At 62.4% G+C, this 23,751-nt stretch carries 21 protein-coding genes; 14 read left to right on the forward strand and 7 right to left on the reverse strand.

The window, feature by feature from the left end; genetic code table 11:
• Positions 1–395 precede the first annotated feature (395 nt).
• From AB5Y93_RS13390 to AB5Y93_RS13400, 3 genes are all read left to right on the forward strand, one after another.
• A complete protein-coding gene (locus AB5Y93_RS13390) occupies positions 396–1,682 on the forward strand; it encodes a citrate synthase (RefSeq protein WP_010674492.1) in 1,287 nt (428 codons plus the stop codon).
• 93 nt (positions 1,683–1,775) lie between these two features.
• Positions 1,776–2,090, forward strand: a complete 315-nt coding sequence (locus AB5Y93_RS13395) for a DUF4377 domain-containing protein (RefSeq protein ID WP_045524724.1) — start codon at positions 1,776–1,778, stop codon at positions 2,088–2,090.
• Between the two features lie 96 nt (positions 2,091–2,186).
• Complete coding sequence (locus AB5Y93_RS13400) at positions 2,187–2,711, forward strand: GNAT family N-acetyltransferase (protein WP_368229584.1); 525 nt, start codon at positions 2,187–2,189, stop codon at positions 2,709–2,711.
• A gap of 69 nt (positions 2,712–2,780) precedes the next feature.
• On the opposite strand, the gene fabB is transcribed toward AB5Y93_RS13400, so the two are convergent.
• Complete coding sequence (gene fabB, locus AB5Y93_RS13405; RefSeq protein ID WP_368229585.1) at positions 2,781–3,992, reverse strand: beta-ketoacyl-ACP synthase I; 1,212 nt, start codon at positions 3,990–3,992, stop codon at positions 2,781–2,783.
• Between the two features lie 90 nt (positions 3,993–4,082).
• Here fabB and mnmC point away from each other — a divergent pair, with 90 nt between their 5' ends.
• Entirely contained in the window at positions 4,083–6,098 is a 2,016-nt protein-coding gene (mnmC, locus tag AB5Y93_RS13410; RefSeq protein WP_368229586.1) for a bifunctional tRNA (5-methylaminomethyl-2-thiouridine)(34)-methyltransferase MnmD/FAD-dependent 5-carboxymethylaminomethyl-2-thiouridine(34) oxidoreductase MnmC, read from the forward strand.
• 117 nt (positions 6,099–6,215) lie between these two features.
• Here the strand turns inward: mnmC and AB5Y93_RS13415 are convergent, their stop codons facing one another.
• On the reverse strand, positions 6,216–6,821 hold the full coding sequence (locus tag AB5Y93_RS13415) for a DUF922 domain-containing protein (protein ID WP_045524720.1): 606 nt from the start codon (positions 6,819–6,821) through the stop codon (positions 6,216–6,218).
• 323 nt (positions 6,822–7,144) lie between these two features.
• On the opposite strand from AB5Y93_RS13415, the gene dcuC reads away from it, so the two are divergent.
• The 5 genes from dcuC to AB5Y93_RS13440 all read left to right on the forward strand — a co-directional run bounded on the left by dcuC (position 7,145) and on the right by AB5Y93_RS13440 (position 13,633).
• Positions 7,145–8,497 (forward strand): anaerobic C4-dicarboxylate transporter DcuC, encoded by a 1,353-nt coding sequence (gene dcuC, locus AB5Y93_RS13420; RefSeq protein WP_010674486.1) that lies wholly within the window; start codon positions 7,145–7,147, stop codon positions 8,495–8,497.
• Between the two features lie 90 nt (positions 8,498–8,587).
• Entirely contained in the window at positions 8,588–10,243 is a 1,656-nt protein-coding gene (locus AB5Y93_RS13425; protein WP_368229587.1) for a bifunctional UDP-sugar hydrolase/5'-nucleotidase, read from the forward strand.
• A gap of 279 nt (positions 10,244–10,522) precedes the next feature.
• Complete coding sequence (locus tag AB5Y93_RS13430) at positions 10,523–12,166, forward strand: hypothetical protein (protein ID WP_368229589.1); 1,644 nt, start codon at positions 10,523–10,525, stop codon at positions 12,164–12,166.
• 130 nt (positions 12,167–12,296) lie between these two features.
• A complete protein-coding gene (locus AB5Y93_RS13435; RefSeq protein WP_049636201.1) occupies positions 12,297–12,800 on the forward strand; it encodes a M48 family metallopeptidase in 504 nt (167 codons plus the stop codon).
• A 20-nt stretch (positions 12,801–12,820) separates the two neighbouring features.
• Positions 12,821–13,633, forward strand: coding sequence for a DUF2927 domain-containing protein (locus AB5Y93_RS13440; RefSeq protein WP_368229591.1), 813 nt, complete (start codon positions 12,821–12,823; stop codon positions 13,631–13,633).
• A 290-nt stretch (positions 13,634–13,923) separates the two neighbouring features.
• Here the strand turns inward: AB5Y93_RS13440 and AB5Y93_RS13445 are convergent, their stop codons facing one another.
• The gene (locus AB5Y93_RS13445; protein ID WP_010674481.1) at positions 13,924–14,178 is read right to left on the reverse strand and encodes a DinI family protein; all 255 of its coding nucleotides are present in this window, start codon (positions 14,176–14,178) and stop codon (positions 13,924–13,926) included.
• 225 nt (positions 14,179–14,403) lie between these two features.
• Here AB5Y93_RS13445 and AB5Y93_RS13450 point away from each other — a divergent pair, with 225 nt between their 5' ends.
• Both AB5Y93_RS13450 and ykgO read left to right on the forward strand, forming a co-directional pair.
• Positions 14,404–14,673, forward strand: coding sequence for a type B 50S ribosomal protein L31 (locus AB5Y93_RS13450; RefSeq protein WP_139737321.1), 270 nt, complete (start codon positions 14,404–14,406; stop codon positions 14,671–14,673).
• Positions 14,670–14,795, forward strand: coding sequence for a type B 50S ribosomal protein L36 (gene ykgO, locus AB5Y93_RS13455; protein ID WP_010674479.1), 126 nt, complete (start codon positions 14,670–14,672; stop codon positions 14,793–14,795). Before AB5Y93_RS13450 ends, ykgO begins: the two co-directional genes overlap by 4 nt.
• Before the next feature lie 68 nt (positions 14,796–14,863).
• Here the strand turns inward: ykgO and araC are convergent, their stop codons facing one another.
• The 4 genes from araC to AB5Y93_RS13475 all read right to left on the reverse strand — a co-directional run bounded on the left by araC (position 14,864) and on the right by AB5Y93_RS13475 (position 19,504).
• On the reverse strand, positions 14,864–15,775 hold the full coding sequence (araC, locus tag AB5Y93_RS13460) for an arabinose operon transcriptional regulator AraC (RefSeq protein WP_039040092.1): 912 nt from the start codon (positions 15,773–15,775) through the stop codon (positions 14,864–14,866).
• A gap of 132 nt (positions 15,776–15,907) precedes the next feature.
• Positions 15,908–16,909: an L-arabinose ABC transporter permease AraH gene (gene araH / locus AB5Y93_RS13465; RefSeq protein ID WP_010674477.1), complete on the reverse strand. Its 1,002-nt coding sequence runs from the start codon at positions 16,907–16,909 to the stop codon at positions 15,908–15,910.
• A 48-nt stretch (positions 16,910–16,957) separates the two neighbouring features.
• Positions 16,958–18,454: an L-arabinose ABC transporter ATP-binding protein AraG gene (araG, locus tag AB5Y93_RS13470; RefSeq protein ID WP_010674476.1), complete on the reverse strand. Its 1,497-nt coding sequence runs from the start codon at positions 18,452–18,454 to the stop codon at positions 16,958–16,960.
• Positions 18,455–18,520: 66 nt separating this feature from the next.
• The gene (locus AB5Y93_RS13475) at positions 18,521–19,504 is read right to left on the reverse strand and encodes an arabinose ABC transporter substrate-binding protein (RefSeq protein ID WP_368229592.1); all 984 of its coding nucleotides are present in this window, start codon (positions 19,502–19,504) and stop codon (positions 18,521–18,523) included.
• 360 nt (positions 19,505–19,864) lie between these two features.
• On the opposite strand from AB5Y93_RS13475, the gene AB5Y93_RS13480 reads away from it, so the two are divergent.
• The 3 genes from AB5Y93_RS13480 to araA are packed head-to-tail and all read left to right on the forward strand — an operon-like array spanning position 19,865 to position 23,750.
• Entirely contained in the window at positions 19,865–21,541 is a 1,677-nt protein-coding gene (locus tag AB5Y93_RS13480) for a ribulokinase (RefSeq protein ID WP_368229593.1), read from the forward strand.
• Complete coding sequence (locus AB5Y93_RS13485) at positions 21,538–22,236, forward strand: L-ribulose-5-phosphate 4-epimerase (RefSeq protein WP_368229594.1); 699 nt, start codon at positions 21,538–21,540, stop codon at positions 22,234–22,236. The genes AB5Y93_RS13480 and AB5Y93_RS13485 overlap by 4 nt, the downstream gene beginning before the upstream one ends.
• Positions 22,237–22,250: 14 nt before the next feature.
• The gene (araA, locus tag AB5Y93_RS13490) at positions 22,251–23,750 is read left to right on the forward strand and encodes an L-arabinose isomerase (protein WP_368229595.1); all 1,500 of its coding nucleotides are present in this window, start codon (positions 22,251–22,253) and stop codon (positions 23,748–23,750) included.
• Position 23,751 lies beyond the last annotated feature (1 nt).

Consider the following 23,751-nt stretch of genomic DNA (forward strand, 5'->3'; position numbering starts at 1 on the left):
TTTTCACACGCTTTGAGGGCGAGGAGTGGCATTTGTTAGGTTTTTGTTACCAAAACAACTCAGGAAAGCCAAAAATAACATTTTCGATATCACATCTGGCTTTGCGAAAGCGTTTCAAACACCGACGACCATCACCCACGTGGCGCAGTATATCGGCGGCCTTAACCAATGACAATCAAATAGCTACACAGAAAATCCAAAACCGTAAACCAGATCTCACAACAGCTTTAACAAGTCATTAATGATCATCCAGCAAAATTGACAAAGACATGGTTCTCTGGTTCAAATAAGGCGCTCCAGCCGCCGTGGTACGGGTAAGAACCTTTGCCAGCGTCATAACAGTCGTAATAAAGTAGGGCTGGAACCAAATTATAAAAGAGCAAAGGAGACGTGCTATGGCTGATAAGATAGCCACCCTACATCTGCCCGGAAAAGAGCCGGTTGAATTGCCGATCCTCTCCGGTACCGTTGGACCCGATGTGATCGATGTCAGAAAGCTGGGCACGCAAGGATATTTCACCTTCGACCCCGGCTTCATGGCCACCGGTTCTTGCAAATCTTCCATCACCTACATCGATGGCGACCAGGGTGTCTTGCTGCACCGCGGTTACCCCATCGCCCAGTTGGCCACCCAGGCCAGCTACCTCGAAGTCTGCTACATCCTGCTGTACGGCGAGGCCCCCACCAAGACCCAATATGCGGAATTTGAACGTCTGGTCACCCGCCACACCATGGTGCACGAGCAGATCGCCTTCTTCTTCCGCGGCTTCCGCCGCGACGCCCACCCCATGGCCGTCATGTGCGGCGTGGTCAGCGCGCTGTCCGCCTTCTATCACGACGCCCTCGACATCAACAACGAGGAGCATCGCGAGATCTGTGCCTTCCGTCTGCTCTCCAAGATGCCGACCCTGGCCGCCATGTGTTACAAGTACTCCATCGGCCAGCCCTTCATGCAGCCGCGCAACGCCCTCTCCTATGCAGGCAACTTCCTGCACATGATGTTTGGCGTGCCGACCGAAGAGTACAAGGTCAACCCTATCGTCGAGCGCGCCATGGACCGCATCTTCACCCTGCATGCGGATCACGAGCAGAACGCCTCCACCTCCACCGTGCGTCTGGCCGGCTCTTCCGGTGCCAACCCGTTTGCCTGTATCGCCGCGGGGATCGCCTCCCTGTGGGGCCCGGCCCACGGTGGTGCCAACGAAGCCTGCCTCAAGATGCTCGAAGAGATTGGCTCCGTGGATCGCATTCCCGAGTACATCGGCCGCGCCAAGGACAAGAATGATCCATTCCGTCTGATGGGCTTCGGTCACCGGGTTTACAAGAACCACGATCCCCGTGCCACCGTGATGCGCGAAACCTGCCACGAGGTACTGACCGAGCTGCAGATCAAGGATCCGCTGCTGGACGTTGCCATGGAGCTGGAACGCATCGCGCTGTCCGACCCCTACTTCATCGAGAAGAAGCTCTACCCGAACGTGGACTTCTACTCCGGCATCATCATGAAGGCCATCGGCATCCCCATGTCCATGTTCACCGTGATCTTCGCCATCTCCCGTACCATCGGCTGGATTGCCCACTGGAACGAGATGCACTCGGACCCGGATCAGAAGATCGGCCGTCCCCGTCAGCTCTACACCGGTCAGCCCCTGCGAGAGTTCGTGCCCCTCGACCAGCGCTGAGCCCGATCTGTCATGGTTTGTTACAAAGGCGGTCATTGACCGCCTTTTCTTTTGCAGGTTTAATCGCGCCCTTTTACGCCAAGGACACTCATCATGAAATCTCCCCTGCTCCTCAGCTCTGCCCTCCTGCTCAGCGCCTGCCAGAGCGCCCCGACCACCGAAACCCTCTATATCCAGGACAAGCTGGCAGACTGCGTCGGTGTCGCCCCCATGAAGTGCATGCAGGTGCGCAGTCAGCCAGGCGAGAGCTGGAGCCTCTTCTATCAGCAGATCGAAGGCTTCACCTTCGAGCCGGGCTACCGCTACCAGCTGGAAGTGACCAGGGAGCAACTGGCCGATGTGCCGGCCGATGCTCCTTCCTTGCGCTACCAGCTGGTCAAGATCGTGAGCAAGGAACCGGTTCGCTGACGAGTCGCTGACAGTGACCCGGTTTCGTTTGTGTGCTCTCTGGGGTATGCTGTCAGCCCTTTTTGCCACGGTTTGAGTACGGACCCGACCCGCATCATGATCACGATCCGCACCATCCGCACGCCAGACTGGCCCGCCATCATGGCCATCCAGCACGAGTGTTATCACCAGTTAGAACCAGAGCCCCTCGAGGTGATGCAGAACAAAACCGAGCTGGCCCCCGCCTACTGCTGGGTGGCCGAGCGTCAGGGCAAGGTGCTGGGTTACCTGCTCTGCCACCCCTGGCGTGCCCACCAGCCCCCGCCCCTCTCGGTGCCGATGAAGGCGCTGGCCGGTCACGACGAGTTCTATCTGCACGATCTCGCTGTCTCGAGCAAGTCACGCGGCCTGGGTGTCGGACAGCGGCTGCTGGCAAGGGCGCTCGCTTTCGCGAGCCATGCAGGATATCGCCATGCAGGCCTGGTGGCGGTTCAGGATGCCCCCGCCTTCTGGCGCAAGCAGGGGTTTGTGCCCGCCGACACCGGCAAATCGCTGGTGGAGTATGGTGACGGGGCTGTCTATATGCGGTTGTCCCTGGCAGACAACGGTCCAGAACCGGGAACCATCAGCAGAGTTCAATAAAAAGAATTCAATAAAAAAGGCGCCTTTCGGCGCCTTTTTCTATTCCGCGTTGTGCTCCCCACGGGGAGATCAAGCCTTGAACTTGCTGAACACCAGAGAGGCGTTGGTACCGCCAAAGCCGAAGCTGTTGGACATGACGGTATTGAGGTCGGCCACTTCGTATTCACGCACGATGGGCAGGCCCACGGCTTTCTCGTCCAGATTCTCGATGTTGATGCTGGGGGCGATGAAGCCGTGTTCCATCATCAGCAGGGAGTAGACGGCCTCGTGCACGCCGGCGGCGCCCAGAGCATGGCCGGTCATCGCCTTGGTGGCGGAGAGCTTGGGTGCATTGCTGCCAAACAGGGTCTGAATGGCTTCCAGCTCCTTGGTGTCACCAACCGGAGTAGAGGTACCGTGAGTGTTGATGTAGTCCACCTTGCCGACACCCTGCATCGCCATCTTCATGCAACGCACGGCGCCTTCACCGCTCGGGGCCACCATGTCGTAGCCGTCGGAGGTCGCACCGTAACCGGTGATTTCGGCGTAGATGTGGGCACCACGGGCCAGGGCGTGTTCCAGCTCCTCGACCACCAGGATGCCGCCACCACCAGAGATGACGAAGCCGTCGCGGTCCGCATCATAGGTGCGGGACGCTTTTTCCGGGCTGTCGTTGTACTTGGTGGAGAGCGCGCCCATGGCGTCGAACTGGATGGTGGAAGACCAGTCCAGCTCCTCGCCGCCACCGGCAAAGATGATGTCCTGCTTGCCAAGCTGGATCAGTTCCAGGGCATGACCGATGCAGTGGGCAGAGGTCGCACAGGCGGAGCTGATGGTGTAGTTGACACCTTTTATCTTGAACGGGGTGGCAAGACAGGCGGAGGTGGTGGAGGACATGGTACGCGGCACCATGTAGGGACCCACCCGCTTGACGCCCTTTTCACGGGCGATATCGGCAGATTCGGAGGTGTTCTTGCCGGAGGCGCCGCCGGAACCGGTCACGATGCCGGTACGCTCGTTGGAGACCATCTCTTCCGGCAGGCCGGCATCTTCGATGGCCTGCTGCATGGAGAGGTAGGCGTAGGCCGCGGCGTCACCCATGAAACGCATGACTTTACGGTCGATCAGTTCAGACGGATCGAGTTTGATGTTACCCCAGACACGGCTGCGCAGGTTGTACTGCTCGAACTGCTCGGAATAGGTGATGCCGGATTTGCCTGCTTTCAGGGAGGCCAGCACCTCTTCCTTGTTGTTGCCGATACTGGAGATGACGCCGATACCGGTGATCACTGCTCTTCTCATTAATTCATCTCGTCTGGAAAAACTGGCACCGAGTCTACCCGCTTTCGGCTGCCAAACTGGTCTGCTTTCACGTAGAATGCCCGCGATTTTGTGACGCGAGCCGAGGAAAACGTGAGTCAAACATCCTTACATCATGCCCGATTGGACTGGAACGAAGCGGGAACTCCAGTCTCCAGTGAGTTCGGGGATGTGTACTTTTCCAATGATAACGGTCTAAGTGAAACCCGCTACGTCTTTTTGCAGCAAAATCGACTGCCAGAGCGATTTTCGCACCACGATAGTGACAGTTTCGTGATTGGTGAAACAGGTTTCGGTACAGGACTTAACTTTCTGGCCACAATGGCCGCCTTTCTGGAACAGGCCCCCCTGTCCGGCAACGGATCCCGGCTGCACTTCATCAGCGTCGAGAAATACCCTCTTACCCAGGCCGATCTGCGCAAGGCCCTGGCCGCCTGGCCCGAGCTTGCCCCCTTGAGCCAGCCTCTCATCGACCAGTGGCCGTTGCCGGTCTCCGGCTGCCATCGCCTGCTCTTTGCCGATGGCCGCATCCGCCTCGACCTCTGGTTTGGCGACATCAAGGAGATGCTGCCCCAGGTGCCCCATCCGGCAACCGGTCTGGTGGACGCCTGGTATCTGGACGGTTTCTCCCCTGCCAAGAACCCAGAGATGTGGACCCAGGATCTCTTCGACGATCTCGCTCGCCTCGCCCGCCCCGATGCCACCCTCTCGACCTTTACCTGCGCCGGTTTCGTGCGACGAGGGCTGATTGCCGCCGGCTTTGCCATGAAGAAGGTGAAGGGCCACGGCAGCAAGCGGGAGATGCTGGCGGGTGTTCGGGAAGGCAAAGTGCCGCAGCAGAGCATCGCACCCTGGTATGCCCGCCCCGCAGGGCGGGAGGGAGAGGTGCTCATCATCGGTGGCGGCATCGCTTCCGCCATGACGGCGCTCTCTCTGGTGGAGCGGGGTCGGCACGTCACCTTGCTGTGCGAAGATGGCGAACCGGCCAGCGGCGCCTCCGGCAATCGGCAGGGGGCGCTCTACCCCCTGCTCAACGGCGAGCACGATGCCCTGTCGCGCTTCTATTCGCTGGCCTTCGGCTTTGCCAGAAACCGGCTGCTGGCCCTGGCAAAGCACCACCCCGTCGCCTTTTCCCTGTGTGGCGTCACGCAACTCGGCTACGACGACAAATCCGCCGCCAAGCTTACCAAGATGAGCCAGGGCCCCTTCCCCCCCGAGCTGATGCACCCACTCTCGGCTGTGGAGGTTGAGCAGGTGGTCGGCCTGCCCTGCGATGCGGATGGCGTGAGCTATCCCCTGGGGGGCTGGCTCTGTCCAGCGGAGCTCACCCGCGCCGCCATCACGGAGGCGCAGGCCAGCGGGCGGCTGGAAGTGGTGTTCAATGCCGCTGTGACCCGCATTGCCGAAGAGGCCGATGGCTGGCACCTGGAGAGCCGGGATGGCCGCCAGTGGCGTGCCCCCAATCTGGTGGTGGCAGCCGGGCATCAGTTGCCAGCCCTTCTCCCCTTTGCCGAGCTGCCGCTCTATCCGGTGCGCGGCCAGGTGAGCCATGTGCCGGCCACGGCTGGCTTGAGCCAGCTCAAGACCGTGCTCTGCTACGACGGCTACCTCACCCCGGCCCACAACGGCGCGCACTGCATCGGGGCCAGCTATGGCCGCAACCAGACCGACCTTGCCTACCGCGCTGACGAGCAGGAGCAGAACAGGGCACGGCTGCAAGCCTGCCTGCCGGATCAAACCTGGCCGGCCGAGGTGGATGTGAGCGGCAACCAGGCGCGGGTGGGGGTGCGCTGCGCCAGCCGGGATCACCTGCCGGTCGCCGGGCCCGTCGCCCGGTTGGCGGCGCTGGCGGATCATGACGTCAACGCCCCCGCGGATCAGCAGAGCGCGCTGCCCCTGCACACCGGCCTCTACGTGCTGGGGGCGCTCGGCTCCCGGGGTCTGTGCTCGGCGCCCCTGTGCGGCGAGCTGGTCGCCAGCGAGATCTGCGGCGATCCTCTGCCGCTGGCCTCCGATCTGCTGGAGGCGCTCCATCCCGCCCGCTACTGGGTGCGAAGACTGCGCAAGGGCAAGCCACTGCGCGACTAGCCACCCAGGAGCCGGGGCTGCCCGCCTCCACACCATTGGGCGCACCAACAAAAAACGGGCTCAATCAGCCCGTTTTTTATGTTTCCCATGAGCGGCCATGGGCCTGTACACGTGTTATCAGCCAGCCCTGGGCCAGACGACCCCCAGCTTGCGCCCCTGATCGGTCTGGCTGGCCAGGGTGTCGAACCGCGCCCGGGTGGCCTCCAGCACCGCCTGCCCTGCCTGCCAGCCCTGATGCTCCAGGGTTGGGCAATCCCGGGTCACCGGCAACTGGGCGAGGCGCGTGCCAAGCTGGCTCACGCTCTCCAGCAGAATATCCTTGTGACGGCTCTCGTAGTCAAACATGGCGGCCACCAGCTTGTCCCACTTCTGGCGCTCCTTCGCGGGCGCACGGGCCTTGTCCATCCAGTTGGGCACCCTGACCTGGATGCGGGCACGAACGCTGGCCTGCTCCAGCTCGCAGCGTGTCGCCGTCGCCTTCGTCTGCAACTGCCAGGAGAGCTGATAGCTGGCCTTGCCGATGTGCCCGTCCGCCTGGGTGGGCGACAAGGCGGTGATCTGGCGCATCACGGCCCCCACATCGGCCCCGGAGACCCGATAGAACTGGAAGTCGACCTTGATATCGGGGGCGACCTTCACACCGGCATAGTGGGAAGGTACAGCACCGATTGAGGCGGCATAAATGAGGGCCACCGTCACCCCTGTCTTGCTGAAGAGTCCCATCTGTCCGCGGCTTTGCTCCTTGTGAGTCCCAGCTTAATTTCAATTAATAATCAATGCATTAATAACCCGATTGGGAGATTACCCCTGATCCAGCCCCCTGTCATCCGCTCTTGGCACCCGCTTGCTGCAAACGTGCGAGTCATCACCCCGGCTCAGGCGGGGATTTGCAGTCGAGATCACAAGCTGCCATCGAATGGATGGTGAAATACTCCTTAGTGGGTAATATCCGCAGTGTTTTTGTTGGCCGATGCCGGATAGTCCAGCGCAACCCTCTGGTGAGCCCTGGCAGGCCACCCCCTCATTTCAACTTTTGGGAAGGTTTTATGATAGAACTCCTGATCGGCACCCTGGTCACCCTGGCCGTGGGTCGCTACATCTTCAAGGGCTACTCCGCCACCGGGGTACTGCTCAGCGGCGGCCTGCTGCTGCTGGCGATCACCGCCCTGATGGGCAAGGCGGTGCTGCCGGCGAGCGTCCCCTCCACCGGCCACATGGCCACCGACATCTTCGAATACGTGCGCTTCCTGCTGGTCGACAGGGGGGGTGGCCTCGGCATGCTCATCATGGTGCTGTGCGGCTTTGCCGGCTACATGAGCCACATCGGCGCCAACACCATACTGGTGAAGCTCGCGAGCAAACCCCTCGGTGTCATCAAGTCCCCCTACATCCTGCTGGTGGCCGCCTATCTGGTCGCTTGCGCCATGTCGCTGGCGGTGAGCTCCGCAACCGGCCTCGGGGTTCTGCTGATGGCCACCCTCTTCCCGCTGATGGTCAACATGGGTATCTCCCGTGGCGCGGCGGCGGCGGTGTGCGCCTCGCCGGCCGCCATCATCCTCTCCCCCACCTCGGGGGACGTGGTGATGGCAGCCCAGGCCGCGAACATGGAGCTCATCGAGTTTGCCTTCAAGCTGACCCTGCCCATTTCCCTGGTGGCCATCGCCGCCATGGCGGTGACCCACTTCTTCTGGCAGCGTTATCTGGATCAGAAGGCCGGGGAGCACAACGCCGCGGTCGCCCCGAGCGATCTCGTCACCGACGCCCCCGGCTTCTACGCCATCCTGCCCTTCACCCCCATCATCGGTGTGCTGCTGTTTGACGGCAAACTGGGGCCCAAGCTCGACATCGTCACCATCATCGTCATCTGCCTGGTGCTGGCCGCCCTGCTGGAGCTGGTGCGCAAGCGCAACGGCCGCGAGCTGCTGGACGGGCTGCAGGTGTGCTGGCGCAACATGGCCGACGCTTTCGCCGGCGTGGTGATGCTGCTGGTGGGTGCCGGGGTCTTTGCCCAGGGTCTGATGGGGCTTGGTTTCATCGCCAACCTCCTGGATCTGGCCCAGAGCTTCGGTACCGGCGGCATCGTCATCATGCTGGTGCTGGTGGTCATCACCACCCTGGCGGCCTTCACCACGGGTTCCGGCAACGCCCCCTTCTACGCCTTCGTGGAGCTCATCCCCCATTTGGCCACCAGCCTCGGCGTCAACCCAGCCTATCTGGTGATCCCCATGCTGCAGGCATCCAACCTCGGCCGCACCATCTCGCCGGTCTCCGGGGTGGTGGTCGCCTGTGCGGGGATGGGCAATCTCTCTCCGTTCGAGGTGGTCAAACGTACCTCGCTGCCGGTGGCCGTCGGCCTGCTGGTAGTGATCCTCGCCACCCAGATCATGGTTCCCGCCTGACTCTTTACCGGCCCGGCTGCCGCCGGGCTGGTATCCCCCCCACCCCATGCAGTAGACTCGGTGCTCTTTTTTCCTAAGGAGGACCGAGCCTTGAGTATGACGGTTCAACTTGCCCACTTCAGCGACTGCCACTCCCATTTCGATGGCGCCCCCATGCGCTTCTCCCCCGATGGCGAGTCCGAATGGCGCACCCAGTGCGGCGGCTATGGCCGCATCCTGACCCGGCTCACCGCCCTGCGCCAACAGGCCGAGGCAGCCGGCCAGACCTGCCTGCTGCTGCATGGCGGCGATACCTTCCAGGGGTCACTTTACTTCAACCGTTTCAAAGGGCGGGCCAATGCGGACCTGCTGGCCCTCTTGCGACCGGATGCCATGGTGATCGGCAACCACGAATTCGATCTGGGCAACGGGCCGCTGGTGGAGTTTTTGCGCCAGCTCGATTTCCCGGTGCTCGCCGCCAACATCGACAACCGTCAGGAGCCCGCCGATGCCCCGCTGCGGCTGCAGGGACTGCCGCAGCTGTTTGACGCGAGCCGCCCCTGGCACAAGCGCGTCATCGACGACGTGCCCTTCGCCCTGCTCGGCATCACGCTGCCGCAGATGGCCGCCATCGCGAGCCCCGATCCCCACACCCGTTTCCACGGTATCGAAGAGACCTTGAGCCGCGCCCTCGAAGAGATCAAGGCCGCCGGCATCCAGCACATCATCCTGCTCAGCCACCTGGGTCTGGCGCAGGACAAGCGACTGGCGACCCGCTTCCCCGAGCTCAGCCTCATCGTCGGCGGGCACACCCACAGCCTGCTGGGGGATCTGGCGCCGCTCGGGCTCGACAGCGAAGGCAGCTATCCCCTCATGGTGAACGGGGTGGCCATCCTGCACGCCGCCCACAGCGCCCTCTGTCTCGGGGTGTGCGAACTCACCTTCGACGAGCAGGGACGCGTGTGCCAAAGCCGCGGCCAGCTGGAGTGGTTACCCTGGGATCCCTGGCCCTTTGCTTCCCCGCCTCCTGCGGGGCTGCACTTCTGCGAACCGGCCCCCGAGCTCGAGCTGCATCTGGCCCGGCGTTATCGCCCCGAGCTCGAGACCATGACCCGCCGCATCGTGACCCGCCTCGCCGGGCCACTGCACCATCAGCGGCTGCCCGATGCCACCCTGCCCGCCGGCAGCCAGGTCGCCCCCCTGGTGGCGAGTGCCATGCTGGCCAGTGCCCGCGAACAGGTGGGTCAGGTGGACTTTGCCCTGCACAATGCCGGGGGCGTGCGCTGCTCCCTCGAGCCCGGCCCCCTGACCGAAGCAGACGTTGCCGGACGCCTGCTGCCCTTTGCCATTCCCCTTACCCTCTACCGGGTGCACGGCCATGAACTGGCCGAGGCACTGGAGGGGGCCATCGACAACGCCACCAACAACGGGGTGACGGGCAATGGCAGCGGCAGCGGCAGCTTCCCCTACACCGCCGGGGTGCGCTTCTGCTATCAGGCCGACAGGCCCAAAGGGGAGAGGATCACTCGCCTGGAATGGGAAGCCAGCCCGGGTCAGTGGCTGCACGTCGAGCCAAATGCCATCTATCGCGGGGTCTCCAGTGCCTATACTGCCTCCGGCAAGGAGGGCTACACGGCCCTTGCCCACACCCTGACCCAGCACAATCAGGAGCTCGGTATCACCCTGGCGGATGCCTTCCTGCGCTGGGCACGCTACCTGCCGGAGCTCAGCACCCTGCCGGCCCTGGTGGAGTATCACGGCCAGTGAATCTGGCACCGGCCCATCCCGGGTCGGTGCCGCCTTTTCGCCGCATAGGGGAATCCTGGTCCGCTCCCAGGCGCAGGCCCCCTACCATGCAACCTCAGGCTGTGACGCCCGACTGCGCCTGCCCTGTCTTGTGATGGGGCCTGCCAATGCAGCCAGAGGCGTGAAAACGATACTTTTACGAATTATTTCAGGTGCCTACACTTCTTCCATTGCATCGTGCAGCCCGGCTCGGCAAGATAAGCCCGCTTTTTCAGTCTTTCCCGCAGGAACAGGTCACCCATGAATCATGCCATCCGCTTTACCCCGCACCGCCACAATCCCGGGATCAGGCCGTCGGTCATCTTGCTCACCGCCCTGATGGCTCTGCTGTTCTGTCTGCGCAATCCGCTGTTCCACGGCATGGCCCCGGGATTTGATGCCTCCCTGTTTGCGGTAATGGGCAAGATGTGGAGCGAGGGGGGCGTACTCTATCGGGACATGATCGACATCAAGGGTCCCATGATCTTCGCCCTCGATGCACTGGGCTATGGCTTTGGTGGCTTCTTCGGGATCTGGCTGCTGGAGTGGGTGCTCTGCTGGCTGGGCCTCATGGCGAGCTGGCAGGCTTTTTCGCAGCTCGGGCTCTCGGTGCGGGCGCGACTTGGCAGCATGCTGGCCCTGCTGGCGCTCTACAGCACTCGCTACTACTACGGCAACATGACAGAGGACTGGACATTCCATCTGGCCCTCATCGCCCAGTGGGCTTTCATCACCTTGCTGCTGGACAAGCGATTCAGCTGGGGACCGGCTCTGGTCGCCGCACTCACCTTCGCCATCGTGGCCTGGATGCGCACCAACAACGGCGCCTTCTGGGGGGCCTGGTATCTGGTGCTCTTCTGTCACTGGTGCCTGCGCGAGCAGTGGCGCTGCGCCTTTGCCCTGCTCTTTTCCAGCCTGCTTGGACTGGCCCTCGTCGGCGGCCCGCTCTATGCCTACTTCCAGCACCACGACGTGCTGGCAGAGTTCAAATACTACGCCTTCGGCATCTTCTTTGAAGGGAGCTACGGCAACGGCTTCTCTCCTGAGGTGGGCGCCGTCGGTCTGCTGCGTACCGGCCTCATCATGCTGCTGCCCGCCTTCCTCGTGCTGATGCTCGGGCGCCGCCAGGAGTGGTATCTCCCCGCGCTGTGCGCCACCCTCCTGGGGGTGCTGTTCACCCTGATCGCCAACTCGGTCTCCGGCCATGTGTTCGATCACTATGACGTGCTCTATCTGCAGCTTGGCCTGCTGCCGCTCGCCTGCCTGCTGGACAGAAGCGAGCAGCGATCCGATGCCCTGGGGCTGCTTTGCATCTCCCTGGTGGTGCTGACCGCCAGCTGGCTGCTGGCCCAGCAGCTCGGTTACGGCTGGAGCACCAAGGAGTGGTCTCTGGAGCGGGTGCGCGAGGTGCTCGGCAACAGCCTGCTGTGGGCCTTGCCCGTGCTCATTCTGGTCCCGCTCTGGCGCGCCTGGGACGTGCGAAGCGCCACCCCCTGGCTCGCCTCGCTGGCCATGCTGGTACTGCTGGTCAACAACGCCTGGGAAGGCAATCTCAAGGGCAGGCCGTTCAATCCCCCCGCCCAGGTCAGGGTCGACCGTATCCTCGCCGAGACGGCGCCCACCGACAAGATCTGGGTCGATGGCATCCAACCGCAATACTACCTCTGGACCGATCGCCAGCCGGCCTCCGCCTATCTGTTCTTTGCCAACGTCAACCCGCCCTACGATGTGCGCGAGCGGGTGCTGGCTGACATCCAGCGCCAACACCCCAAATTCATCATCGCCAAACCGGAGCGGGTGGCACAGGAGCTCAAGACGCCGACCTCCCCCTCCCACCTTGCCTTCTACCAGTATCTGGCAGGTCAGTATGAAGAGGTGGACCCGGGCCTGTACCGGCGCCGCTAATCAGGCACACAGAAGGGGCCATCCTGGTGATGGCCCCTTTTCGTTGCCGTCATAAAGAGGGGGCCCACCATGTTCAAGGCGCCCCATCCTGACTACAATGGCGCTCTTTTTCGCGGCAGAGGGAAGAATCATGGCGGAGCTGACTTATCTGGGGGGCTATCCGGAGCCACTCAAGGCTCAGGTGCAGCAGTTGATTGCGGCGGGCAAACTCGGCGAGATGCTGGCCAAACGCTACCCGCAAACCCACCTCGTCCAGAGCGACAAGGCGCTGCTCGCCTATACCATGGAGCTGAAGAACCGCTACCTGAAAAGCTCGGCGCCGCTTTCCAAGGTGATCTTCGACGGCAAGATCAACGTGATCAAGGATGCTCTGGGACTGCACACCTATGTCAGCCGGGTGCAAGGCAGCAAGCTCAAGGCCAAGAACGAGATCCGCATCGCCGCCCTGTTCAAGGAGGCCCATCCCGCCTTTCTCAAGATGATAGTGGTGCATGAGCTGGCCCACCTGAAGGAGAAGGATCACAACAAGGCTTTCTACCAGCTCTGCCAGCACATGGAACCGGACTATCATCAACTGGAGTTCGATCTCAGGCTCTGGCTCACCTGGCGTGATATCGAGCGTACCGACCGCTGATCCCCTTGCAAGGAGGCAAGATGCGCCCATGGCACACACCTGTCCAGCCCGTTCGCCATGGGCACTGGTTGCTCCCGGGGCTGGTGCTCTGGCTCTTCTCCCTGCCGCTGTCGGCCACCGAACGCTGGCAGCGTGATGACTACCTTGTCCAGAGCTTCATGGAAATCGCCATGAAACGGGAGTATGGCCATGAACAACAGGAGCACTTCTCCCGCTGGCCGGGCCCCGTACGTCTCAAGCTCGTCAACGAATTCGGCGACAAGCCGCTGCAGGCCGAGGTCGTCAAGGTACAGACCCGTCACCTGAGCAGGATCACCGGTCACCCCATCGAGATTGTCAGCGACAACCCCAATCTCACCCTCATCATGACCCGGCACAAACAGATGGCGAGCTGGGCTGCGCGCACCATGCGCCAGGACGAGTCGGTGCGCATCGCCCTCAAGGAGGGGATCTGCCTGGCCAATTTCGCCACCAACGCTCGCTACGAGATCACCCGTGCCACCATCATCATTCCGGTGGATTACAGCCGGGCAAAAGGCCGTTTTCTGGATTGCGTAGTGGAAGAGCTGAGCCAGGTGATGGGGCTGCCCAACGACTCGGACAAGGTGTTCCCCTCCATCTTCAATGACAGCAGCATCGACAGCTTTCTGACCGGGCTCGACTACGTGTTGCTCAAGCTTGCCTACCACCCGGCATTGCAACCGGGGATGACGTCAGACGAGGTACGCGCGGCGCTCCCCGCGGCCCTCAAGGCACTGCGTGCCAATGGCGACATCGCACAGGCCACCCAACGGGTGCAGGTCGACAGCCTCAAGCGTTGGGCGGGACTCTGAGCGCAGCCAGAAACATGACTCTTTCGCCTTTCGCCTTTTGCCTTTTGCCTTTCGCCTTTCGCCTTTCGCCTTTCGCCTTTCGCCTTTCGCCTTTCGCCTTTCGCCTTTCGCCTTTCGCCTTTCGCCTTTCGCCTTCATGGTCATGCGCCTCCCCCATCAACGCAACACGCAGCCCATGGCTGCGTGTTTTGAAGAGCGGTTCGGCAAAGCCAGTACAGGGATCATCATCCGGCTGGAGACTCCTCCTCGCCTGGCAGATCACGACGATGCTTGCTGCTGAGAGCTTATCTTCAGGCCTCCAGAGCCTCTTCTTCCGGCATCCAGCTATCGGCGTTTTCCCACACCTCCTGAACCATGGCTTCGGCCAGCTCCTTGTCTTCCTTGCTGGCGCGACTGACCGTCAGAGCCATGGCACTACCCGGTGCCACCCGCACATGCAGATCGGGAAAGCGCTCACCCAGTTGCTTGAGCAGCTCCTGGCGCAAGGCCTCCATGGTCGAGGTGGGGATCTGGTGTTTTCTGTCGATGATGATTTCCAGGCGCATAGGGTACGTCTCCATGATAGTTTACTGTATTTTTATACAGTAATTTTGAAAAGTAAAGATGGTGGCTGCACATAGGCCCTCACCGCCCATGCCTTCTCGCTGACGATGTGCAGCCGAACGGCCCCGATTTTCCCCCATCGCTGTCATCATGGAAAAAACAGTTGATATTGATTCTCATCCATCGCATTATTCATGCCTTGTTATAACATAACAACAGAGGCAATCATGCGCCCCCATATTCACCCTGAATACCGCAAGGTTCTGTTCCACGATCTCGCCAGCAATACCTACTTTCTGATCGGCTCCACGCTGGCCACCGATCGCACCAGAGTGTGGGAAGATGGCAACACCTACCCCTATGTGACGCTGGATGTCTCCAGCGCGTCCCACCCCTTCTATACCGGCAAACAGAAGCAGGTCGGCAAGGAAGGTCAGGTCGCTCGCTTCGGCCAGCGATTCGGTCAGTTCTTCAGCAAAGGAAAAGAGAAACAATGAAAGTCCTCGCCTCCCTGAAATCCGCCAAGTCGCGTCACCCGGATTGCCAGATCGTACGTCGACGCGGCAAGCTGTTCGTCATCTGCAAGAGCAATCCCAGGTTCAAGGCTCGTCAGGGCTGATTGCGCATCCGCCCCTCATGGATAACAAAAGCCCTCGTCATGAGGGCTTTGTCATCTCTGGGCTCTGCTCACAGCGGGGTGGCGCACTTGCGGTATTCGGTGGGGCTGACCCCTACCCGCTTTCGGAACACCCGCGAGAAGTAGAGCTGATCGTCATAGCCCACCTGCTGGCCGATGGTGGCGACCGACAGCGGCGTGGTCTGCAGCAGCAGCTTGGCCCGCATGATGCGCTGATCCTCACGCCAGCGCACTATGCTCACCCCCACCTGCTCGCGAAACAGGTGCGCGAGGCGCGAGGGGGACAAGAACACCTGCTCCGCCAGCGCTTCCACCGAGATCTCGGCCGAGAGGGACTCGCTCAGGATCTGGCATGCCTCGTGGACCCGGTGATCGATGGCTGGATAGGCATTCTGGGACGATGCCTCGTAGCAGCGGATGAGCAACCGCTCCAAGAGGTTCATGGCCAGTTGCTCCGACATGGGCCGCAGCTGCTTGTGGGTCTCCTCGATGTCGAGGAAGAGGGCGTCGAATTCGGTGAGCAGCTGGTTGTCCGCCAGTTGCAGTCGCCCCACCTGCTCCGTCACCTGGGGCCACTTGAGCCAGTCAGCCCAATAGGCCCGCGGACGGAAATAGACCCAGCGGTGATACCACTCCCGGGCATCCGGCGCCCGGCCGTAATGGTGCACCGCCGCTGGTGGAAAGAGCAGCAGGTCGCCGGGTTCCACGGTGAAGGCCTTGTCCCCCTGAAAGATCTGCCCCTTGCCCTTGATGGTCAGATTGACGATGAACCCCTTCATGCCGTGGGGCCTGTCGATGGTGAAATCCAGCGCGCTCCCCTGCTCGATGGGAGTCATCCCCGAGACCAGGAAGACGTCGAAGGCGTAGCCAGGCAGCAGGGGATTGAGTTGTTTCGGCTTCTCTTTTTGCATCGAGGACATGGCGGAAAACAGGGTTTCGGTAAAAAAGTCGACATGGGCCATTGTAGAGATCCGGCGTAGGAACCCCCTATGTTCGCAAGCTGTTCGTTGTGAAATTGTTGAACTGGCTCACAGCTTGCCGGGGAAAACACCGGGCCGGCGCGAGGCCGGCCCGGTGACGAGGAAAAACATCGCTCAGATACGGGCTTTGCGCACCTGCTTGTAGCGGTCGAACAGCACGGCGGCGAGCAGGATGAGGCCACGCACCACGTACTGGGCAAACGGGGAGATGTTGAGCAGGTTCATGGCGTTCTCCATCAGCCCCAGGATCAGCACCCCGGCGATGATGTAGGAGATCTTGCCGATCCCCCCCTTCATGGAGACCCCACCCAGCACGCAGGCGGAGATCACCACCAGCTCGAAGCCGATGGAGGTCATGGGCTGACCCGAGGTCATGCGGGATGCGAGGATGATGCCGGCGAGCGAGGCGATGAGCCCGGTCATGGTGAAGATGATGATCTTGGTGCGCACCACGTTGACCCCGGCCAGACGTGCCGCCTCCTCGTTGCCCCCCATAGCCAGGGTATTGCGCCCGAAGGTGGTCTTGTTGAGCAGCAGCCCGAACAGCACGAAGCAGACAGCCGTCAGCCAGATGGGCGTCGGGATGCCGAGCAGGGCGGAGTTGCCAAGCTCGAAGAAGCCCTCCTCCACGATGCCCACCGCCTTGCCGTCGGAGATGATGTAGCCCACCCCGCGCGCCATCTGCATGGTGGCAAGGGTGGTGATGAGGGCGTTGATCTTGAATTTGGCCACGACGATGCCGTTGATGAGGCCAAAGACAAGGCCCACCGAGAGACCGGCCAGAATGCCGAGGGGGATGCTCTCGGTGGCGTTGATGCCCACCGCGCAGGCAACCCCGGAGCAGGCCACCACGGAGCCCACCGACATGTCGAACTCGCCGGAGGCGAGGCAGAACAGCATGCCGCAGGCCACCATGCCCGACATGGAGACGGCAAGCCCGAGCCCCCGCATGTTGATAAGGCTGGCGAAGTTGGGGACCAGCACGCAAGCGAGCAGGAACAGGATGGCGAAGATCACCAGCATGCCGTACTGATCCCAGATGCGGGTCAGTTGCAGGCGGGTACCGCTCGCCGCGGTGTCGTTGGCGGCTTGGCCGACCGAGGTCGTTGTTGTCATGGTATTTCTCCTGAAAATTCCGGGTGCTATCTCGTTGCGGTCAGCAGATCAACGGGCCGGCATGGCCAGATTGAGCGCCTTGACCTCGTTGGCCTCGTCGTGGGAAAGCTCTCCGGCGATCTCCCCCTCCCGCATGACCAGGATCCGATCCGCGATGCCCAGCACCTCCGGCAGCTCGCTCGAGACCACCACCACGGCGATGCCCACCTTGGCCAGATCGTAAATCACGTTGTAAATCTCGTTCTTCGCCCCGACGTCGATGCCCCGGGTCGGTTCATCGAGCAGGATCACTTTCATGTCTTCCGACAGCCAGCGCCCCAGAATGGCCTTCTGCTGGTTGCCGCCGGAGAGGTTCATGATGGCCTGCTGGGGAGACGGGGTCTTGACCCGCATGTCGCGGATCCGCAGCCTCGCGTTCTCGTCTTCCCACTTCTGGTTGATCCAGAAGCCTCCCCACGCGTGGTGGCGGCGGGCGCTGATGTTGATGTTCTCCTGCACCGAATGGATGGGGATGATGCCGAGCGCCTTCCTGTCTTCGGTGCAGAGCATGATGCCGCTGCGAATGGCGTCGATGGGGCTCTGAATGACCACCTGTTTGCCAAACACCGATATCTCGCCCCCTCGAGGTGTCTCAGCGCCGAAGATAAGCTTCATCAGCTCGCTGCGCCCGGCCCCCACCAGCCCGAAGATGCCGAGGATCTCCCCGCGTTTCACCTCGAGCGACACCGGCGCCTTGAGGCCGGGTCCCATCAGGTGCTCCACCTTGAGGCCCGCCTCGCCAAGCGGCCTTGGGCTGTAACCATAGATGTCGGTCAGTTCGCGCCCCACCATGGTCTTGACCAGCAGATCCCGGTCCACCTCGGCCATGGAAGCGAAGGTGCGCACGAACTGGCCATCCTTGAACACCGTGATGGCATCGCACAGGGCGAAGATCTCGTCCATGCGGTGGGAGACGTAGAGAATGACCTTGCCCTCGTCCCGCAACTGGCGGATGACCCGAAACAGCTGCTCAATCTCGCGGGACGACAGGCTGCTGGTCGGCTCGTCGAAGGCGATGACGCTGGCGTCCCGGGTCAGGGCCTTGGCGATCTCCACCATCTGCCACTGCCCGAGCGACAGGTACTTGAGCGGCGTCTCGGGGGAGACGTCCATCCCGAGGCGTGCCAGCTGCCTGGCTGCATCCTGATAGAGCTTCTCCCGATCGATGACACCGCGCCGGGTCGGCAACTGCCCCAGGTAGATGTTCTCCGCCACGCTCATTTCAGGGACCAGGTGCAGCTCCTGATAGATGATGGCGATCCCGCTCTCAAGGGCATCGACCGTGTTTTGGAACACTTTCTCCTGACCCGCCAGCTTCACTACCCCGCGGGTGGGCGCCTGAAAACCGCTCAGGATCTTGAGCAGGGTGGACTTGCCAGCCCCGTTCTCTCCCATCAGCGCGTGTACCGTGCCCTGCTGGCAGGCGAAGGAGACGTTCTGCAGCGCCTTGACGCCGGGAAACTCCTTGCTGATGCCGCAAAACTCCAGATATGGAACTTGATTCATGAGATGACTCCAGCCAGCCGGCACGGCACACTCCGCCATGCCGGCATGGGTATCAAGGGACGGGGATCACAGCCCTTTCTTTTGCAGCTCGGCCTTGAAGTTGTCGCGGGTGATGAGCACCACGTCGGTCACCTCGGTGAACTTGGCAGGCTCGGCGCCGTTGACGACCCAGTCATGGAGCATCTGGATGCTCTTGTAGCCATGTACGTCCGGGCTGGGCAGCAGGGAGCCGAGGAAGCCGGTGGCGCTGGACTTGGAGAGCTCGTTCACCGCATCCACCCCGTTGATGCCGATGCCGATGACGTTCTCCGCCTTGAAGCCCTGCCCTTCGGTGGCGCGCACGCCGCCGAGCACTGTGTTGTCATTCATGCCGACGATGAGCCAGTTCTTGACCTCGGGGTGTTGCACCAGCATGGAGTTGGCGGCATCCAGTGCCCCCGGAATGTCGTTGCTCTTGGTGGGCGCGCGGAAGATCTGGCCCTCGGGGAAACCGGCGGCCTTGAGCGCGTCCAGGGAGCCCTCGACCCGGCGACGGGCGGTGTCGAGCTCGTCAGCGGTGATGGCGAGCACACCGGTCGCCTTTACGTCCCACTGGCGCTTTTGCATCTCCTTGTAGAGCTCCTGACCCTGACGCTCGCCAATCTTGGTGGCGGCCATCATCACCAGCGGCACCTGCTCCATGGGCTGGCCCTTGGCATTGACGAACTGGTCATCCACCGTGATGACCTTCAGATCCATGCTGTTGGCCTTGGCCATGATGGCGGCACCGAGTTTGGGATCCGGGGTACAGATGACGAAGCCCTTGGCGCCATTCGCCGCCAGACTGTCGATGGCATTGAGGGTCTTCTCGCCATCGGGGACGGCTATCTTGATCACCTCGAAGCCCAGATCCTTGCCCGCCTTGTCGGCGAAGTTCCACTCGGTCTGGAACCAGGGCTCCTCGGGCTGCTTGACCAGGTAGCCCAGCTTCAGCGCTTCGGCCGAGAAAGCAGAATTTGCCATACCAAGGGCGAACCCCATCGCGATCATGCCTTTAACGATTTTGTTCATGCGAATGTCTCCAACGGTTCTATCAATCCATGTATCCACGCAGTGCTGCTCGTTGAGTCAATCAAGTCGCAGCCATATAAAAACATGCTTAAACAGGACGTTATTGTTGTTGCTGGTTGAGCGAACCAAGTTGTAATCGTTTTCACAATTAAAAATGGAGAGCAGGATCACGCCATGAGATTGCAGCCATTTCGTCTATATAATTAGCAATTTCGTCACATATTGAATTTTAGAGAGCCGTCACCCTGTCGCACTGACAGCGTTAAAATCCATATTTCCAGCAGCCAATGGCTAACCGCCCCTCCTGCCCATCTCCTATGGTTCCCACCAGTCACCCCTCATTGATGGTCAGGAGCACTTATGTCTGAGCACATCGTCATCGGACTCGATTTCGGCAGCGACTCGGTCAGGGCACTCGCCGTGCGCTGCCAGGACGGCGCCGAGCTGGCGACCCATGTCGTCTATTACCCGCGCTGGCAGGCTGGCCACTACTGCCAACCGGTCAACAACCAGTTCCGCCACCACCCCCTCGACTATCTGGAGTCCATGGAGCAGGCAGTGGTGGCGGTGGTGAGCCAGCTCACCCCGAGTCAGCGCACCGCCGTGCGCGGCATCGGGGTGGACAGCACCGGCTCCACCCCCGCCCCCATCGACAGAGAGGGGCGCGTGCTGGCCCTGCGTCCGGAGTTTGCCGACAACCCCAACGCCATGTTCGTGCTGTGGAAGGATCACACCGCCATCGAGGAGGCGGAGGCCATCACCGCCCTGTGCCACGGCGGCCAGTTCCCCGACTACAGCCGCTACATCGGCGGCATTTACTCCTCCGAGTGGTTCTGGGCCAAGATCCTGCACGTCTCCCGCGCCGATGCCGCCGTGCGCGCCGCCGCCTGCAACTGGGTCGAGCTGTGTGACTGGGTACCCGCCATCCTGAGCGGCACCCAGGCCCCGGCCACCCTCAAGCGCGGGCGCTGCGCCGCCGGCCACAAGTCCCTCTGGCACCCGAGCTGGGGCGGCCTGCCCCCCGCCGACTTCCTCAATGCCCTGGATCCCCTGCTGACGGAGGATCTCGACTTCCCCCTCTTTACCGACAGCTGGACCGCCGATCTCCCGGTCGGCACCCTGACACCGGAGTGGGCGGAGCGGCTGCACCTCTCCTGCGAGGTGGTGATTGCTGGCGGCGCCTTTGACTGCCACATGGGGGCGGTGGGGGCCGGGGCCGGCAACAATGCCCTGGTGAAGGTGATAGGCACCTCCACCTGCGACATCCTGATCGCCGACGAGGCCACCATAGGTGATCGCGCCATTGCCGGGATCTGCGGCCAGGTAGATGGCAGCGTGGTGCCGGGCATGGTGGGGCTGGAGGCGGGACAATCCGCGTTCGGTGACATCTATGCCTGGTATCAGCGCCAGCTCGGCTGGCCCCTGGAGCGCCTCGCGGCCCAGTATCCCGAGCTGCGCACCGCCATCGAGGCCCACAAGCGGGATCTGTTGCCGAGCCTCGCCGCCGCCTGGGAGCAGCAGCGCGATCTGGCCCACCTGCCGGTGGTGCTCGACTGGTTCAACGGTCGCCGCACCCCCTATGCCAACCAGCGCCTGCAGGGCACCCTCACCGGGATCAACCTCGGCACCGATGCCCCCGATCTCTTCGGCGCCCTGGTGGCCTCCACCGCCTTTGGTGCCCGCAGCATCATGGAGTGCATGACCAATCAGCAGGTGCCGGTGGAGCAGGTGATCGCCCTTGGCGGCATCGCCCGCAAGTCCACCACTGTGATGCAGACCTGCGCCGACGTGATGAACAGGCCCATCCAGGTGGTGGCCTCGGATCAGTGCTGCGCCCTGGGGGCGGCCATCTTTGCCGCCGTGGCGGCCGGGATCCATCCCGATGTGGCCAAGGCCCAGCACCACATGGCGAGCGCCGTGGAGCGCACCCACCAGCCACACCCTGAGCGGGTCGCCGAGTATGAACGCCTCTACCAGCGCTACCTCGCCTGGGGCGCCGCCGCCGAACCGCTCTACAACCGGGGGGTGCCGGCATGAACCTCAAGACCCTCAAGGAGCAGGTGCTCGCCGCCAATCTGGATCTGCCGCGCCATGGCCTGGTGACCTTCACCTGGGGCAACGTGAGCGGCATCGACCGAGAGCGCAATCTGGTGGTGATAAAGCCAAGCGGCGTCAGCTACGAGCGGATGCGGGCCGAGGACATGGTGGTGCTGGATCTGGCGGGCAAGCAGGTTGAGGGTGCCTTGCGCCCCTCCTCCGACACCGCCACCCACCTGGTGCTCTATCGCGCCTATCCGGAGCTTGGCGGCGTGGTGCACACCCACTCCACCCACGCCACCGCCTGGGCCCAGGCGGGGCGCCCCATCCCCATTTTCGGCACCACCCAGGCCGACTACTTCCACGGCGAGATCCCCTGCTCCCGCCTGCTCACCCCGGGCGAAGTGGAGGAGGACTACGAGGGGCTGACCGGTCATCTCATCGTCGAAACCCTCAAGCAGACCCCCATCCTCACCATGCCGGGGGTACTGGTGGCCAACCACGGCCCCTTCAGCTGGGGCAAGAGCGCCGAGGACGCAGTGCACAACGCCGTGGTGCTGGAAGAGGTGGCCCGCATGGCCTGGCTCACCGGCCAGATCAACCCGGGGGCCCGCCCCCTGCCCGATTACCTGCTGGAGAAGCACTACCAGCGCAAGCATGGCAAACACGCCTATTACGGCCAGACAAAAGCCTAAAAGAGGACAAACTCATGGAATTGATGAAACAGCTGGAAGTGTGGTTCCTGGTCGGCAGCCAGCACCTGTATGGCGCAACCACCCTGAAGCAGGTGGCCGATCACGCCCACACCATCGCCAGCCAGCTCAACGAGGGGGCGAACCTGCCCCTCAAGATAGTGCTCAAACCCACCGGTACCACCCTGGATGAAATCAGCGCGGTGGCCCGGGATGCCAACCACGACGAGCGCTGCGCCGGGCTCATGGTGTGGATGCACACCTTCTCCCCCGCCAAGATGTGGATCCCGGCGCTGAGCCAGTTGCAAAAGCCCCTGTTGCAGTTCCACACCCAGTTCAACCGGGATCTCCCCTGGAGCGAGATCGACATGGACTTCATGAACCTGAACCAGACCGCCCACGGCGGGCGCGAGTTCGGCTTCATGGGGGCCCGCCTGCGGCTGCCCCGCACCGTGGTGGTGGGTCACTGGCAGGATGAAGAGGCCAGACAGAAGATTGGCAACTGGATGCGCATCGCCGCCGCCATCCACGACAGCCGCCACCTCAAGATCGCCCGTTTTGGCGACAACATGCGCAACGTGGCGGTCACCGAGGGCGACAAGGTTGAGGCCCAGATCCAGTTCGGCTATCAGGTGAACTACCACCCGGTCGGCGATCTGGTCAAGGTGATCGACGCCGTGCCCGACAGCGACGTTGAGGCGCTGCTGGCCGAATATGAGGCGACCTACACCCTGACCGAGGCGGTGCAGGCGGGTGGACCGCTGCGTGCCTCACTGTATGAGGCGGCGCGCCAGGAGCTGGGGATGAAGAAGTTCCTCACCGACGGCGGCTTTGGCGCTTTCACCACCACCTTCGAAGATCTCTATGGTCTGCACCAACTGCCGGGCCTCGCCTGCCAGCGCCTGATGGAGCAAGGCTTCGGTTTTGGGGCAGAAGGGGACTGGAAGACCGCGGCCCTCTTGCGCACCCTGAAAGTGATGGGATATGGCCTTGCGGGGGGTGCCTCCTTCATGGAGGACTACACCTACCACTTGGAGGCGGGCAACAACCTGGTGCTGGGGGCCCACATGCTGGAGGTCTGCCCCTCCATCGCCGCAGGCAAACCCGTGCTGGACGCCCAGCATTTAGGCATAGGCAAGAAGGCCGATCCGGCCCGCCTGCTGTTCGCTGCCCCGGCGGGCAAGGCGGTCAACGCCAGCCTCATCGATCTCGGCAACCGCTTCCGTCTGGTGGTCAATCAGCTGGAGGTGGTGGACCTGCCAGAGGCCATGCCGAAACTCCCGGTGGCGAGCGCCCTGTGGAAACCCCTGCCGGACCTGCAGACCAGCGCCGAGGCCTGGATCCTGGCGGGCGCCGCCCACCACTCGGTGTTCACCCAGGCGGTGGACATCGAGCAGCTGCGCACCTTCGCCGACATCCTGGGTATCGAGCTTGTGGTCATCGACGAGCACACCCGCATCCCCGCGCTCAAGGAGCAACTGCGCTGGAACGAGGTCTACTACAAGATCTGCCAGTGAC

The sequence above is a fragment of the Aeromonas sp. R10-1 genome, from assembly GCF_040908465.1.
GTDB lineage: Bacteria > Pseudomonadota > Gammaproteobacteria > Enterobacterales > Aeromonadaceae > Aeromonas > Aeromonas caviae.

What these genes read in the sequence shown, in the direction of transcription:
- AB5Y93_RS13390 (WP_010674492.1), top strand. Translation starts at nt 396, where the DNA reads ATGGCTGATAAGATAGCCACCCTACATCTGCCCGGAAAAGAGCCGGTT.
- AB5Y93_RS13395 (WP_045524724.1), top strand. Translation starts at nt 1,776, where the DNA reads ATGAAATCTCCCCTGCTCCTCAGCTCTGCCCTCCTGCTCAGCGCCTGC.
- AB5Y93_RS13400 (WP_368229584.1), top strand. Translation starts at nt 2,187, where the DNA reads ATGATCACGATCCGCACCATCCGCACGCCAGACTGGCCCGCCATCATG.
- fabB (WP_368229585.1), bottom strand. Translation starts at nt 3,992, where the DNA reads ATGAGAAGAGCAGTGATCACCGGTATCGGCGTCATCTCCAGTATCGGC.
- AB5Y93_RS13415 (WP_045524720.1), bottom strand. Translation starts at nt 6,821, where the DNA reads ATGGGACTCTTCAGCAAGACAGGGGTGACGGTGGCCCTCATTTATGCC.
- dcuC (WP_010674486.1), top strand. Translation starts at nt 7,145, where the DNA reads ATGATAGAACTCCTGATCGGCACCCTGGTCACCCTGGCCGTGGGTCGC.
- AB5Y93_RS13430 (WP_368229589.1), top strand. Translation starts at nt 10,523, where the DNA reads ATGAATCATGCCATCCGCTTTACCCCGCACCGCCACAATCCCGGGATC.
- AB5Y93_RS13435 (WP_049636201.1), top strand. Translation starts at nt 12,297, where the DNA reads ATGGCGGAGCTGACTTATCTGGGGGGCTATCCGGAGCCACTCAAGGCT.
- AB5Y93_RS13440 (WP_368229591.1), top strand. Translation starts at nt 12,821, where the DNA reads ATGCGCCCATGGCACACACCTGTCCAGCCCGTTCGCCATGGGCACTGG.
- AB5Y93_RS13445 (WP_010674481.1), bottom strand. Translation starts at nt 14,178, where the DNA reads ATGCGCCTGGAAATCATCATCGACAGAAAACACCAGATCCCCACCTCG.
- AB5Y93_RS13450 (WP_139737321.1), top strand. Translation starts at nt 14,404, where the DNA reads ATGCGCCCCCATATTCACCCTGAATACCGCAAGGTTCTGTTCCACGAT.
- ykgO (WP_010674479.1), top strand. Translation starts at nt 14,670, where the DNA reads ATGAAAGTCCTCGCCTCCCTGAAATCCGCCAAGTCGCGTCACCCGGAT.
- araC (WP_039040092.1), bottom strand. Translation starts at nt 15,775, where the DNA reads ATGGCCCATGTCGACTTTTTTACCGAAACCCTGTTTTCCGCCATGTCC.
- araH (WP_010674477.1), bottom strand. Translation starts at nt 16,909, where the DNA reads ATGACAACAACGACCTCGGTCGGCCAAGCCGCCAACGACACCGCGGCG.
- araG (WP_010674476.1), bottom strand. Translation starts at nt 18,454, where the DNA reads ATGAATCAAGTTCCATATCTGGAGTTTTGCGGCATCAGCAAGGAGTTT.
- AB5Y93_RS13475 (WP_368229592.1), bottom strand. Translation starts at nt 19,504, where the DNA reads ATGAACAAAATCGTTAAAGGCATGATCGCGATGGGGTTCGCCCTTGGT.
- AB5Y93_RS13480 (WP_368229593.1), top strand. Translation starts at nt 19,865, where the DNA reads ATGTCTGAGCACATCGTCATCGGACTCGATTTCGGCAGCGACTCGGTC.
- AB5Y93_RS13485 (WP_368229594.1), top strand. Translation starts at nt 21,538, where the DNA reads ATGAACCTCAAGACCCTCAAGGAGCAGGTGCTCGCCGCCAATCTGGAT.
- araA (WP_368229595.1), top strand. Translation starts at nt 22,251, where the DNA reads ATGGAATTGATGAAACAGCTGGAAGTGTGGTTCCTGGTCGGCAGCCAG.